Raw genomic sequence first — 13,675 nt, forward strand, 5'->3', positions numbered from 1 at the left:
GGGGGTGGGTGCGGGTGGCTTCGGCGGTGGCGAGAAGCAGGGCGGCGCGGACGATCGGGTCCTGCTCGGCGGCGAGGTGGGTGTGGAAGGCGGCACGGACCGTGCGGTCGGGGTCGGTGGCGGTGGCCAGGGCGTAGGCGGCGTCGATCCGGATGGCGGGGTCGGAGTCGTCGAGAAGGGGTTGCAGCAGGGTGGTGTCGGCGGTGATCGCGGCACGGGCGGCGGCGACCGACCAGCCCGCCGGGTAGCCGGTCACCTCGACGCCGTAGTCGTCGTAGAGGTCGTCGTGCTGGGTGCCGGTGCGGTGGAGCAGCAGTTCCTCGCGGGAGGCGACGCCGAAGTAGCGGGCGCGGGCCGGGGCGGAGACTTCAGCGAGCGCGGCGGCACGGTGAGGGTGGCGGGTGTCGGCGGCGATCCGGATCAGGAACGGTACGGCGAGCACGGCGGCGGCCCGCATGTCGTTGGCGCTCATGCCGTCCACCACGCCCGTTCCGGTGCGAACGGGCGAGTTGCCGGTGTGCAGCAGCTGAACGGCCTGCCTGACGTGGTCTCCCTGTGGGAAGTGCTCCCAGGGGACTTCGTCGAGCAGGAATCCGTCCTTGGCTTCGGGCCGGATGGCGGCCACCACTGCCCGCACGTCGTACGGACCGCCGACGAACGAGGCCAGGTCTGCCCCGTCCACCAGTGCCTTGCACATCGCGAACGTCGGATCGGTTCGCCACTCGCCCACGTCATACCACCCCACGCCGAATCTGATCGGAAGAGATCATGCCCGAGCGGCCCGGGATACCGCGTGCCGCGGGGGTGACCACCAGGCCAGCCACCCGGAGCAGGCCGCGGCGGTCGTGGCATGTTCGGGCGGCTACCAGCGCATGCCGAGCTGGTCGAGTTCGGCGCGGCGCTGGTTGCTCAGGTTCCCTGCCCTGCGGCGGGCGTTGTCCACCCAGGCGCCGAGCTTCACGACTTCTTCCCAACCGCCGTCACCCGCGTCGCCCACGACCGTTTCAAGGTGCTTGCGGGGCACCAGGAGATGACCCTCCCGTGCGTGGAACTGTCGCGCGGCCGCCAGACTCGCGGCCCACCGAGCGTCCTGCGACCGGGACGCGCCCACCACCGGTTCACCTTCGGCCGGGGGTTCGATCCCGACGGACTCCAGGAGCCACTGCTGGGCGGGCATGAGTTTGTCCCACCCGGCCCGCTGCCCGGCGATCCACACACCGAGGTCCTCGCCCTGGACGATGAGTTCACCCGGTCCGGCAGGGAGGGCGCCGCCTGCCTTCACGTGGGCGAGGGTGAGCCGGTACGACCTCTGCCAGATGATGTCCCACGCCGGGCACCACCCGGGGTCGAGGTCGGTGAGTGCTTCCGCCCGGGACTCCGCAAGCTCCCCGGTGTAGGAGACGGTTTCCCCGTTCGCCCGCCGCTGAGCGTTCTCGGCCGCCTTGCGGGCGGCTGCGCGGGCGTTCTTCATGAAGGTTCCGATGGGGAAGTCGTCGAAAACGGCCGTGGTGGGCGGGAGCAGGTGCGAGTGCGCTTCGGCATAGGCGCGGGCGACGGCGAGGCCGGCCTCCCACGCGGAAGCCTGCACCGACCACACCATCCCCAGCGCCTCCAACTGCTCCACGCGGGCGGCCTCCAGGGTTCCTGCCGCGTAGTACCTCCGCTGATCCGCGATCCACACCCCCAGCGGATGACCGCCGGCCGCGCCCCAGTCCTCGGGCGAGACGAACGTGTACGGGACGCGCAGCTCGGTGCTGCCGGTCTCGCGCAGCCACCTGGTGGCCACCTCGATGCCGCGCCGCCAGTACGCCTTCTCGGGGTCGATGACCCGCAGCTGTACGAACTGTGCGAGGGCGGAGGGGTCGCGTTCCTCGCTGAACCTGAGCACCCCGGCCGCCGCCGCACCCACCCGTACGACGTCCTCCAGGTCGTCGCCCTCCTGGTCCTCGCGGTCGTCCTGGTCGTGGTTGTCGTCCTTCTCCGGCTGAGGGCGGGCGTTGCGGACACGGGGGTCGGCGAGCGCCTCGATCGTGTCTGTGTCGTGAGCGCGGAGCGCTCCGAGGATCTTCGCGAGGGTGCCGTAGGCGTTGGAGGTGAGCAGTTCGTTGGCGTCTTCGTCTTCCCCGAGGAATACCGGGACGATCAGTGTGGCGAGCTTGCCGACCCCGGGGCGCGTGCGCAGGGCGCGCCCGACCATCTGGACGATGTCGACCATGGAGCCGCGGGCGTCGGCGAACAGGACCGCGTCGCATTCGGCCGTGTCGACGCCCTCGCCCAGGACGCGGACGGAGGACAACACCCGCAGTTCGGCGCGCACGTCCGTGCCGTCCAGGCCGGATCCTGTGAGGTAGTCGGAGGCGAACTCGTCCAGGACGTGGCGGCGGTGGGCGGGGGCGTGTTCGCCGTACAGCCACGCCGACCACACCTGCGCGGCCGGCGGGAAGGTGTCGGGGTCGTCCTCGGCGAGCCGGGCCGCTGTCACCGGTACGGCGGTCGCCATGGCCTCCGCCTCGCCGACGCGGCTGTGAAAGCTGAGCACCCGCCGGAACCGCTCCTCAACAGCCGCGCGCATGAGGCCGGTCTGCACGGCCGCGAGGCGGGCCCCGCGCACGACGTCGGACCCGGTTGCCTCCGTCGTCATCGCGGCATGCAGATGCGGGTCGCGGATGTCCAGGCACAGCACTTGATACGGCGCCACCAGCCCCAACCGGATCGCCTCACTGAGCTTCAGCTTGTAGGCGACCGGCCCGAACACCGGCGAGTCCTCGTCCATGGACGCCACCAGCCGCGGGCGGTCCCCGTCGGCCTCCCACACGCGTGCCGTGGCGGTCATGTACAGGCGCCGCACGGCCGGGACCTGGGTCTGGTCGTGCACGGCCGCCCACGGCTTGAGACCGTCACCGCTCACCCGGTGCGCCTCGTCCACGACCATCAGGTCCCACACCGGCAGACCCGCAGCATGCGCCCGCTGGAGCGTGCCCATCCCGACCGACGCGTACGTCGCGAACACCGTCACGCTCTCGGGCCCGGCCGTCCACGCGATCAGCTCGTCCGGGTCCGTCGTGCACGGCAGGCCTTGACTGTCCGCACCCCGCAGGGAGCACACGCCGATCATCGCGCCGCGACGGCCGCCCGCCCGCCACGCGCCGGCCATCTGCACGAGCAGGTCCAGGGTCGGAACCAGGACCAGCACCCGCCGCGCGGACAGACGGTTCGCCGACTCCACCCCGATCAGGGTCTTCCCGGACCCGGTCGCGGCGATGACCTGCGTGCGCAGCCCCTCCGGCGGGATCCCCTGTCCGGGCTGCTCCGAGAGATGGCGCAGCACCGCGTCGACAGCCTCGACTTGATGCGGACGAAGCGTGACGGCCACGAGTGTGGTCCTTCCTGGTCTGCGACGGTTCTGGTGACTGAATGGAGTGGGCGGCCGTGCGCCTGGCAGTGGACGGCCGCCCGGTCATGCTCAGTGCAAGTGTGGGAAGGGCGGGTCTAGAACGGCGGGCCGCCTGGGTCGCGCGGTTCGCCGCGTTCGGGCCAGATCCGCAGGACGACGTCTTCGTCGGCCGACTGCGGACTGCCCGCCCACGTGAGGGCGGGCTGGTCTTGGGGACGGCGGCCGCCGTCGCGCAGGATCGCGCGGGCGGACTCGATCAGGTGCCGGTCGGTGTCGCTCACGCCGTGCGCCACCAGGCGGCGGGCGGCTGACACGTATGCCTCGCTCATCCACCGCAGGACGTGCCGGTCGAGCCCGGGCAGGACGTCGACGTCCAGACTGCGCGGCGGCATGGTCTCGTCGTCCTTCGACACCGTCCCCCAGCGTGGGCTCCCGCCGACGGCAAGGGCCGGCGGCTCGGGCTCGCCAGGGCCGGACTCCAGACCGGCGAGCGTCCGGCAGACGGAGGCCGCCGCCATAACATCGAGGACTGGATTCGGCTCGAACGGGTCCGGGCTGGCCGTGGCGTACGTGCCGCTGCCCGGCGCGGTCTGGATCAGGCCGACGGCAGCGAGCTTGGCCAGCGCGGCGGCGGCCGTGCCCGACGACACCCCGTAGGACTGCGCCAGCTTCGCCTGCGACGGCAGCCGTTCCCCGTCACGGATGGACCCCTGATGAATGGCGACTGCGAGGTCCCCGGCGATCAGCGCAGGGGAGTTCCCGGTGGATACGGTCATGCGCCCACCGTAGCCCCAACCTGTCAATAAGATTGACAGGTTGGGGAAAGTGCCCCGGCGTATGTTGCATGCCTCCGCCCGCGAGCGGACCGCCCGCCCGACTCCTGACCAGCCGTGGTCGGGCCCACGGTCATATCGGCCGCACCCATGGTCGGGCCCACGGTCGATCCTGCCGGCCTATTCGCTGACGCGGCGAGGGAGAGGTCGAGGCTGGCAAGGTGGCTGACGCGAATCCCCGATCAGCAAGCCACCAACCCCACCGGGCACGAAATAGGCCAGCAGAATCGTCATCCGCCGCAAACGACATCCCTTACTGCGTGCCAGGCGGTACGTGCCGGTTCACTGGGAGGGCGCGGACTATTGCCACGGGGCTGTCGGTGTGCCGTCCGGCTCCAGACCGTACGGCCACAGCCCGTTGAGGACCTTCCATTGCTTGGCCACGGGTAGCAGGACGTCGGTCTGGCCGTGGTCGGCGGCCTGTCGGGCCAGGGTTTCGGCCCCTGCTCGGTCCCCGGCTTCCTCCCGCATTTCGGCCAGGCGTGCCAGGCTGTAGGTGTCGCCGTGGTCAGCGGCCTGCCGGTAGAGGGTCTCGGCCCCTGCCCGGTCCCCGGCTTCCTCCCGTATCCCGGCCAGGCGTACCAGGGCGTTGGTGTCGCCGTGGTCGGCGGCCTGTCGGGCCAGGGTCTCGGCCCCCGCCCAGTCCCCGGCTTCCTCCCGTATCCAGGCCAGGTACGTCAGGGCGTTGGTCTTGCCGTGGTCGGCGGCCTGTCGGGCCAGGGTTTCGGCCCCTGCCCGGTCCCCGGCTTCCTCCCGTATCCCGGCCAGGCGTACCAGGCCGTTGGTGTCGCCGTGGTCGGCGGCCTGCCGGTAGAGGGTCTCGGCCCCTGCCCGGTCCCCGGCTTCCTCCCGCATTTTGGCCAGGCGTACCAGGCTGTAGGTGTCGCCGTGGTCGGCGGCCTGCCGGTAGAGGGTCTCGGCCCCCGCCCAGTCCCCGGCTTCCTCTTCCTCCCGCATTTCGGCCAGGTGTACCAGGGCGTTGGTGTCGCCGTGGTCGGCGGCCTGTCGGGCCAGGGTTTCGGCCCCTGCCCGGTCCCCGGCTTCCTCCCGCATTTCGGCCAGGCGTACCAGGGCGTTGGTGTCGCCGTGGTCGGCGGCCTGTCGGGCCAGGGTTTCGGCCCCTGCCCGGTCCCCGGCTTCCTCCCGCATTTCGGCCAGGCGTACCAGGCCGTTGGTGTCGCCGTGGTCGGCGGCCTGCCGGTAGAGGGTCTCGGCCCCTGCCCGGTCCCCGGCCTTCTCCCGCATCCAGGCCTGGAGCACCAGGCCGTCGGTGTTGCCGTGGTCGGCGGCCTGTCGGGCCAGGGTTTCGGCCCCTGCCCGGTCCCCGGCCTTCTCCCGCATTTCGGCCAGGTGTACCAGGGCGTCGGTGTTGCCGTGGTCGGCGGCCTGTCGGGCCAGCGTCTCGGCGCTGGCTCGGTCTCCCGACTCCTCTCGCAGCATGGCCAGGTGGTAGAGGGCGTCGGTGTCGCCGTGGTCGGCGGCGCGGTGTCGGAGGTGGTGAGCCCATTGCAGGCGGTGGCGTTTGGCGGCCGCGTTGGTGAGCCTGGCCAGGTCCTCCGGGTGGGTGAGGCGGGTGTGGGCGGCGTGCCAGAAGGAGGCGGGTGGGCACAGGTGGCGGCGGCTGCTGCGGCCGTGTTGTTCGAGGTAGTCGGCGAGCCGGAAAACCGGCCCGGCAGACGACGGGACAGAGGATGCAACACCGGCGGAGGGGGCGGACGGGCTCCATGCGGGCCGGGGAGTGGTGCGCCGCAGGGGGGCCTGTTTGCCATGGACCGGTTCGGCGAGTTGGGCATAGGCCTGTTCCGCCCAGTCGTCGGTGAGCTGGTCGTAGTCGCCCTCGCTGAGGTAGCCGGGGGCGGCGTCGGTCAGGAAGGCCTGCGGAAGGTGGAGACCGACGCCGAGACGGCGCGCGTCCATCGCCGCTTCCAGCAGCGCTCTGGCCGGCCCGGTGGCGTGCTGGTAGCGGTTGAGGAGTTCAGGGGCTCCGGCCAGATCCTGAGTGATCCGGCCGCCGTCCCCCGCTCGGGTGAGAGCGTCGGCAAGTAACTCGTCCCCCTTCTCGGCAAGGGCCGTCGCGGCGGCCAGGGCCGCGGTGTCGAACGTGTCGGGGACACTCAGGGTGCGGCCGGCCAGCAGCTCCCGCACCCGGCTGTACGGATCAGCCCTGCCTGGTGCGGGCAGGGCGGTGTAGTCGTGTGCGTACTCGGGCCACAAAGTGCCCAGCACCAGGACTGGGCCGCGCTCGGTGTCGGTCAGCAGCCGATGCACGGCTGCCGCGATTTGCTCGCCGAACTTCTGGTCGCCGAGGTAGTGCTGTGCCTCGTTGAGCCACACCACCGTGCGCGGCCCGACCTGGTGCAGGTCCTCCAGTGCGGCTTCGGCGCGGGTCGGGTCGAAGGGATGCCACAACCGCCATTCCTGCCCGGTGAGCGCCTGTTCGGCGAGTGGCTGCACGGCCTGCCAGCACGCCCGGGTCTTGCCCGTCGATGAGGTCCCCACCAGGACCACGATCCCGCTGCGACCCGCTGCGGCCGCCGCTACCGCCTCGGCCAGCACCCGGTCATGCTCGCGGGCCACGTACCCGGGCAGCGCCCTCACTCCGCCGACCCCCGACGCAGCCGGGCCGGTACCGGCGGGATGGACTTCCAGTTCGTGCGGCTCCCACTGGCCGATCGACCGGCCCAGCCCCGACAGGTCGGCCGGCGCCGCGGCTGTTTCCCCGGCCGCGGTCCGCCGCAACTCCAGCAGTTCGCCCACCGGCAGCTTCAGCACACGGGCCAGCGCGGTCACCGTGTCCACCGACGGCACGCCCCCCTTAGGCGAGAGCGCCTTCGACACCGTCCCGCGCCCGAGCCCGGCCCTGCCGGCGAGCTGCGTCTGATCCAGGCGGGCGCGGGCCCGTCCTTCATCCAGTCTCCTGCGCAGTTCAGCGTGTGCCGCGCGGCGGTCTGATTCGTCGTGCATGCGGTGATCCCCCGGGGTGGTGTGTGCGCCCGTGTCCATCTTTGTCGCCGTGAACCATGGCGCACAGCGATTCCGCGAGCTTCGTCCCTGTCAACACCTCACCGTGTCCAGGGAGTCTGCCGTGACCGTCGCCGTTGTTGTCCTGACCGTTGCCGTCGTCCTTCTCGTCGCACTGCTGTCCGCCGTGGGCGCAGGGACGCTGGCCCGCATGGACGGCGCGACCTGGCCGACGGCCTTCACTCGCGCCGCCACCACCTTCGCCGCCGCGATCACCCTCGCCGCCGCCGTCACCGCCGCCCTCTCCCCCTTCCTCACCTAACGACCAGCCCCCACACCCTCCGGAAGCCCGTCGCTTGCGGCTGATGCCGATCCTGCTGGCCTCTCCGCTCACGCGGCGAAGGAGAGGCCGAGGCCGGCAAGGCGGCTGACGCGACTGCCCAACCAGCAAGCCACCAACCCCACCAGGCACGGAATCGGCCAGCACAATCATGGTCAGGCCCAACCATGGGCTCATGCTCAAGCCTGCGGGGGCCACGGACGGGGCGTGGTCGGCTCCTGTACGACCGGCTGGGCTGCCGCATGCCGGACGGGCCTGGACATCCAGCCCACGCGTTGCGCGGGGTCCTGCACGGGCCGCCACACAGGTGCGGAGGGCCCGCGCTGCAGCAGATCGGCCATCGAAACGGCCAGCACAGGCACCTCGCGCAGCAGGCCTCCCACTTCCAGTTCGTGGGCGGCGGCGTTCAGGGCACTGATCCGGTGGTCGACGCCAGCCGCTCCGATGCCGTCCAGGACGAACAGCAGCCGCGGGAAGAGCGGGTAGCGGTGCCGCCAGTCGGGCTCCGTCTGCACCCCGCCGGCCTGCCGGCGCCGGCCAGGCGGCGCCATGGGGATGTAAGCGTGCAAGCGGGCGTATGCCGTGACTTTCGCTGCGAGCCGTTCCGGGCCCATGGTTGCCCGGTCGACCTCGACGAACGCCCGCAGCATCGACCCACTGCAGGCGCGGTAGAACAGCACAGCGTCAGGGATGACTGCCTCCCCACCCCCGAGAGGGTGGTGGACCTCCGGTATCCAGTCCAGGGGCTGGCAGATGTCGCCGCGGGCACGGGCATCCTGCACGAACGACAACCCCACCTCGCTCACGGCCAAGGCGTGAGCCACCCGCAGCCGCGCCGCCGTGGGATCGGCGATCAGCCGCGGCGCAGCGAACCCGCGCAGCTCCGGCCACTCAGAAGCGACCTGCACCCCGTACGCCGTCGCGAACCAGACCCGCCGCCGCCCCGCCTGAGGCAACGTCACCCGCTCAACCAGACCCTCCTCCCGCAACTTCATCAACCGCCGCCGCGTCTGCTCAACCCGCACCCCCGCCGCAGTCAACAAATGCAACTGCTCTGTGGTCACCAGCCGGTACTGCGCTACGACGGCCAGCGCCAGCCGATCCCCAACCGCCGCCTCCAGGTTCAATGCCACGCCCACCACCTCCCGTACAAGGCGCCGGCCCTTCCGGCGCCCCGAACAGCCACAGCAGCAGCCAGCTCCGACCACCATCCCGACCACGACCACCCGACCACGGGCACGATCCGATAACCCCGCCCCCGACCACGCCCACAACCCCGCAGGACACCTCTCTGAGGACTTCTCGTCGCGTTGCTGAGGCCGAGGAGCACGATGAAGGGCCAGCACGTGAGTGCTGGCCCTTCATGCGGCAGGGCATGCGCTGTGGGGATCTCGGGAGCGAACCTCCACGACAGCCAGGCGCTGATGCCGCTGGTGAAGGGGATACCGCCGATCCGCTCCCGGCGCGGACCCCGCAGGCGTAGACCGGGCAAGCTCCACGCCGACAAGGGGTACGACTACGACCACCTGCGGCGATGGTTACGCGGCCGAGGCATCCGCCATCGCATCGCCCGCAAAGGCATCGAGTCCTCGGCCCGGCTGGGACGCCACCGCTGGACCATCGAACGCACGATGTCCTGGCTCGCCGGATGCCGCAGACTGCACCGCCGCTGCCAGCGCAAAGCCGAGCACTTCCTGGCCTTTACCAGCATTGCCTGCACCCTCATCTGCTACCGCAGACTCACCAAAGGAGACGACGTCTTATGCGCGGGCTTCTGCGGCCGTCCGGCGGTGCTCATCGGCAATCTGCACTGCCTGTGTTTCCGGCACGCTGCCGCTGTCGAGGCCGCAGGCACAGCACACCACTGCGTGTCCGGTCGGGTCGTGCTCGATCCATCCTCCCCGGTGGGTTCTGTTCCGGGTGAGGGTGTGCACGACTGTCGTGTGTTCCACCATGCGCCCATGCTGACGGCCGGGGCACGGCCTGCCAATACGACGCCCGCCGAGTGGGCGACCGCTACGGACTGGCCAAGCGGGCACCCTCGCCGAGCCTGATGGGCGTCATGCAGGCGTGTCGGGGATCAGCTCGTCTGCGTGTTCGCCCGTGACCAGGTAGACCACGCGCTGGGCCACTGAGACCGCGTGGTCGGCGAACCGCTCGTAGTAGCGGCCGACGAGTGTGACGTCCACGGCGGTTTCCACGCCGTGCTGCCACTGGTCGTCCATGAGGTGCTGGAAGATCGTGCGGTGCAACTCGTCCATGCGGTCGTCGTCCTTCTCCAGCTGGAGCGCGGCATCGACGTCCTGGGTGAGGATCACTTCGGCGGCCTGCGCCATCAGGCGCTGCGAGAGCTGACCCATCTCCAGGACCGTTCGGCGTAGATCGCGTGGCACCGCCCGGTCGGGATAGCGCATGCGGGCCAGCTTGGCCACATGCTGGGCCAGGTCACCAGAGCGCTCCAGGTCCGCGCTCATGCGCAGCGAGGTCACCACGAGCCGCAGATCCGTAGCTACCGGCTGCTGCCGTGCCAGCACCGTGATCGCTCGATTCTCCAGGTCACGCTGGAGGTCATCGACCTTTTCGTCGGCTGAGATCACGCTCTGGGCAAGCTGGAGGTCGGCATCGAGGAGAGCGGTCGTGGCCAGGCCGATGGCCGAGCCGACCAGGTTCGCCATCTCCACCAGGCCATCACTGATCGAGGCCAGTTCCTCGTGGTACGTCTCCCGCATCGCGTCCTCACCGTCCAGTCGTGGGCGCCAGGCTTCGCCCGTTGCCAGGCTCGCACACATCGCGCGCAGAGCAGTGGCCGCCTAGCGCGACCTGGCGGCTGCCCGAATCCGGGGGACCATGGAAGCACCGCGAGGTCTATGGGACACGCCGCAGCCTGAACGCACCGGGGCCGCGCGTCGCCCCGGGCGGGCGGAGGGAGTGCCTGGGATGAGGACAGCCGACCTCTTCGGGGGCGAGGGTGACCAGGCTGGCGCCGGGCCGCCGCAGCGCAGTGGGTTGCTGGATCTGCTGAGTGTCGCGGCGGTGCTGCTGGATGCCGAAGGGCGGATCGTGCTGTGGAGCCCGCAGGCCGAGGAACTGTTCGGCTACACCGCGCAGGAGGCGCTGGGCCGGTACGCGGCACGGCTGCTGGTCCATGAGCAACACCTGGACCTGATGATCAGGCTGTTCACCGAGGTCATGCGGACGGGCCAGGGGTGGGCCGGCGCCTTCCCCGTCCGGCACAAGGACGGCAGTACCCGGCTGGTGGAGTTCCGCAACATGCGGCTGCTGGACGACCGGGGTGACTTCTACGCCCTGGGCATCGCCACCAACGAGGCAATCCTGCGCCAGGTGGAACGGGACGTGGCTCTGTCCACCCGGCTGGTATCGCAGTCCCCGATCGGGCTGGCCGTCTTGGACACCGACCTGCGCTACGTGGCCGTCAACCCTGCGCTCGCGCAGATCAACGGTGTCCCAGCCGAAGACCACCTCGGGCGACCAGTCCGCGAGGCCCTGCCGTTCCTGGATGTCGATGCGATCGAGGCTGCGCTGCGGCAGGTCCTCACGTCCGGAAAGCCCCTGATCGATCAGCAGAGCGTGGGACACACTCCCGCCGACCCCGACAACGATCACGCCTGGTCGGTCTCCTTCTACCGACTCGACGGTCCCAGCGGTCGGGTACTCGGGGTAGCCATCCTGTTGGTGGATGTCACCGATCGGCACCGCGCCCGGCAGCGCTTGGCCTTGATCGCCGACGGCTCCGCCCGTATCGGCACCACCTTGGACGTGGAACAGACCGCCCGAGAGCTGGCCGACGTCGCCGTCCCCGAGCTCGCCGACGTGGCGGCGGTGGACATCCTGGATTGCGTCCTGGACGACCGCCATCCAACGGGGCCCGGCGCCGGCCGGGCACTCTTCCGTGCCCTCGCCGTGAAGGCCGCGTACCCGACCGAGGCCGTCCGCGCCGCCGACCCTCCCGGCCACCTCGCCAGCTACAGCGCGCAGCGCCTGGCCACTCAATGTGCACGGACCGGACGCCCCATTCTGATAACCCACGTCGGCCAGCGGGACCTGGCCCGCATCGCCCGCGACGCCGAAGCCGCCGCCATCCTGGCCCGCGCCGGCGTCCACAGCTATCTCGTGACGCCCCTGACCGCCCGCGGCGAGGTGCTCGGCACCCTGGGCCTCACCCGCGCCCGCAACTCGGTGCCCTTCGACCACGACGACCTCACCCTGGCCGGTGAGCTGGCCGATCGAGCCGCGCTGCGCATCGACAACGCCCGTCTGTACCAAGGCGCACGCAACATCGCTGTGACCCTCCAGCGAAGCCTGCTGCCAGACCTCCCACCGCAACAGGCGGGCCTGGAGATCGCCTCCCGATATCGGCCCGCCGGAACGACCATCGAAGTCGGTGGCGACTGGTTCGACGTCATCCCCCTAGTGGACGACAAGACTGCACTGGTCGTGGGCGACGTGATGGGCAGCGGCATCAGCGCCGCCACCACCATGGGACGCCTGCGCACCGCCACCACCACCCTGGCCAACCTCGACCTCCCACCCACCGAGGTACTGCACCACCTCGACAAGATCACCGCAGATCTGGAGCAGTACGCCACCTGCGCCTACACCGTCTACGACCCGCACCGCGCCCTGTGCCACATCGCTGTCGCCGGTCACCTGCCCCCCGTGCTGATGCGCGCGGGCGAGCCCCCCGAACTGCTCGCTCTGCCCACCGGCGCACCCCTCGGGGTCGGCGGTGTCGCCTTCGAAGTCACCACCTTCGGCCTGGCCCCCGGCGACCAACTGGTCCTCTACACCGATGGCTTGGTCGAGACCCGCCACCACGCCATCGACGAGCGCCTGGACCTCCTCCTCCAACTGCTCCACAGACCCGACCGATCCTCGGAAGAAACCTGCGACCGGCTCCTGGACGCACTGCGCGATCCGGACGACCACGACGACGTGGCCGTACTCATCGCCCGTGCCCGACGCTGGCCCCGGTTACCGATCGCTTCAGAGTGAGTTGAGGCTTGGGTCTTGTGCCCATCACCTCCCAACCACGGGCCCATGGTCAGGGCTGCGGGGGCCACGGGCGGGGCGTGGTCGGCTTCTGTGCGACCGGCTGGGCTGCCGCATGCTGGACGGGCCTGGACGTCCAGTCCACTCGTTGCGCGGGGTCCTGGACGGGCCGCCACACGGGCGCGGACGGCCCGCGCTGCAGCAGATCGGTCATCGAAACGGCCAGCACGGGCACCTCGCGGAGCAGCGCTCCCACTGCCAGTTCTCTGGCGGCAGCGTGCAGGGCACTGATCCGGTGGTCGACGCCGGCCGCTCCGGTGCCGTCCAGGGCGAACAGCAGCCGCGGGAAGAGCGGGTAGCGCTGCCGCCAGTCCGGCTCCGTCTGCACCCCGCCAGCCTGCCGATGCCGGCCGGGCGGCGCCATGGGGATGTAGGCGTGCAGGCGGGCGTATGCGGTGAGTTTCGCTGCGAGCCGTTCCGGGCCCATGGTTGCCCGGTCGACCTCGACGAACGCCCGCAGCATCGACCCACTGCCGGCGCGGTAGAACAGCACAGCGTCGGGGATGACTGCCTCCCCGCCCCCGAGGGGGTGGTGGACCTCCGGTATCCAGTCCAGCGGCCGGCAGATGTCGCCGCGGGCGCGGGCATCCTGCACGAACGACAGGCCCACCTCGCTCACCGTCAGGGCGTGGGCCACCCGCAGCCGCGCCGCCGTGGGATCGGCGAGCAACCGCGGCGCAGCGAAATCACGGAGCTCGGGCCACTCGGAAGCGACCTGCACCCCGTACGCCGTCGCGAACCAGACCCGTCGCCGCCCCGCCTGAGGCAGCGTCACCCGCTCAACTAGCCCCTCCTCCCGCAACTTCATCAACCGCCGCCGCGTCTGCTCAATCCGCACCCTCGCCGCAGTCAACAAATGCAGCTGCTCCGTAGTCACCAGCCGGTACTGCGCCACGACAGCCAGCGCCAGCCGGTCCCCGACCGCCGCCTCCAGATTCAACGCCACGCCCGCCACCTCCCGTACCAGGCGCCGGCCCCTCCGGCGCCCCGTACAGCCACGGCAGCAGCCGGCCCTGACCACCATCCCGACCAGGACCACCCGACCACGGGCACGATCCGATAACCCCGCCCCCGACC

At 71.0% G+C, this 13,675-nt stretch carries 9 protein-coding genes and 1 pseudogene; 3 read left to right on the top strand and 7 right to left on the bottom strand.

What is annotated here, in order from left to right; translation table 11 throughout:
* The 4 genes from FNH09_RS37715 to FNH09_RS37730 all read right to left on the bottom strand — a co-directional run.
* Positions 1 to 730: hypothetical protein (locus tag FNH09_RS37715; RefSeq protein ID WP_152894382.1), on the bottom strand; the 730-nt coding region annotated here is incomplete at its 3' end.
* 132 nt (positions 731 to 862) lie between these two features.
* Positions 863 to 3,373 (bottom strand): Helicase associated domain protein, encoded by a 2,511-nt coding sequence (locus FNH09_RS37720; protein ID WP_162469703.1) that lies wholly within the window; start codon positions 3,371 to 3,373, stop codon positions 863 to 865.
* 116 nt (positions 3,374 to 3,489) lie between these two features.
* Positions 3,490 to 4,170 carry a GntR family transcriptional regulator gene (locus tag FNH09_RS37725; protein ID WP_152894384.1) on the bottom strand — a complete coding sequence of 227 codons (681 nt, stop codon included), beginning with the start codon at positions 4,168 to 4,170 and terminating at the stop codon, positions 3,490 to 3,492.
* Between the two features lie 357 nt (positions 4,171 to 4,527).
* Positions 4,528 to 7,191 carry a helix-turn-helix domain-containing protein gene (locus FNH09_RS37730; protein WP_152894385.1) on the bottom strand — a complete coding sequence of 888 codons (2,664 nt, stop codon included), beginning with the start codon at positions 7,189 to 7,191 and terminating at the stop codon, positions 4,528 to 4,530.
* Positions 7,192 to 7,312: 121 nt separating this feature from the next.
* Between FNH09_RS37730 and FNH09_RS37735 the strand changes: the two genes are divergently transcribed.
* Positions 7,313 to 7,510 carry a hypothetical protein gene (locus tag FNH09_RS37735; protein ID WP_152894386.1) on the top strand — a complete coding sequence of 66 codons (198 nt, stop codon included), beginning with the start codon at positions 7,313 to 7,315 and terminating at the stop codon, positions 7,508 to 7,510.
* Between the two features lie 197 nt (positions 7,511 to 7,707).
* On the opposite strand, the gene FNH09_RS37740 is transcribed toward FNH09_RS37735, so the two are convergent.
* On the bottom strand, positions 7,708 to 8,661 hold the full coding sequence (locus tag FNH09_RS37740) for a replication-relaxation family protein (RefSeq protein WP_338017808.1): 954 nt from the start codon (positions 8,659 to 8,661) through the stop codon (positions 7,708 to 7,710).
* Between the two features lie 249 nt (positions 8,662 to 8,910).
* Between FNH09_RS37740 and FNH09_RS37745 the strand changes: the two are divergent.
* Positions 8,911 to 9,273 (top strand): annotated as a pseudogene (locus FNH09_RS37745) (transposase); the annotation flags it as partial.
* A 315-nt stretch (positions 9,274 to 9,588) separates the two neighbouring features.
* Here the strand turns inward: FNH09_RS37745 and phoU are convergent.
* Complete coding sequence (gene phoU, locus FNH09_RS37750) at positions 9,589 to 10,257, bottom strand: phosphate signaling complex protein PhoU (RefSeq protein ID WP_152894387.1); 669 nt, start codon at positions 10,255 to 10,257, stop codon at positions 9,589 to 9,591.
* Between the two features lie 208 nt (positions 10,258 to 10,465).
* Here phoU and FNH09_RS37755 point away from each other — a divergent pair, with 208 nt between their 5' ends.
* Positions 10,466 to 12,541 (top strand): SpoIIE family protein phosphatase, encoded by a 2,076-nt coding sequence (locus FNH09_RS37755; protein WP_152894388.1) that lies wholly within the window; start codon positions 10,466 to 10,468, stop codon positions 12,539 to 12,541.
* Between the two features lie 49 nt (positions 12,542 to 12,590).
* Here the strand turns inward: FNH09_RS37755 and FNH09_RS37760 are convergent, their stop codons facing one another.
* A complete protein-coding gene (locus FNH09_RS37760) occupies positions 12,591 to 13,544 on the bottom strand; it encodes a replication-relaxation family protein (RefSeq protein WP_338017809.1) in 954 nt (317 codons plus the stop codon).
* Between the last annotated feature and the right edge of the window lie 131 nt (positions 13,545 to 13,675).

This window comes from Streptomyces adustus, from assembly GCF_009377175.1.
Lineage (GTDB): Bacteria > Actinomycetota > Actinomycetes > Streptomycetales > Streptomycetaceae > Streptomyces > Streptomyces adustus.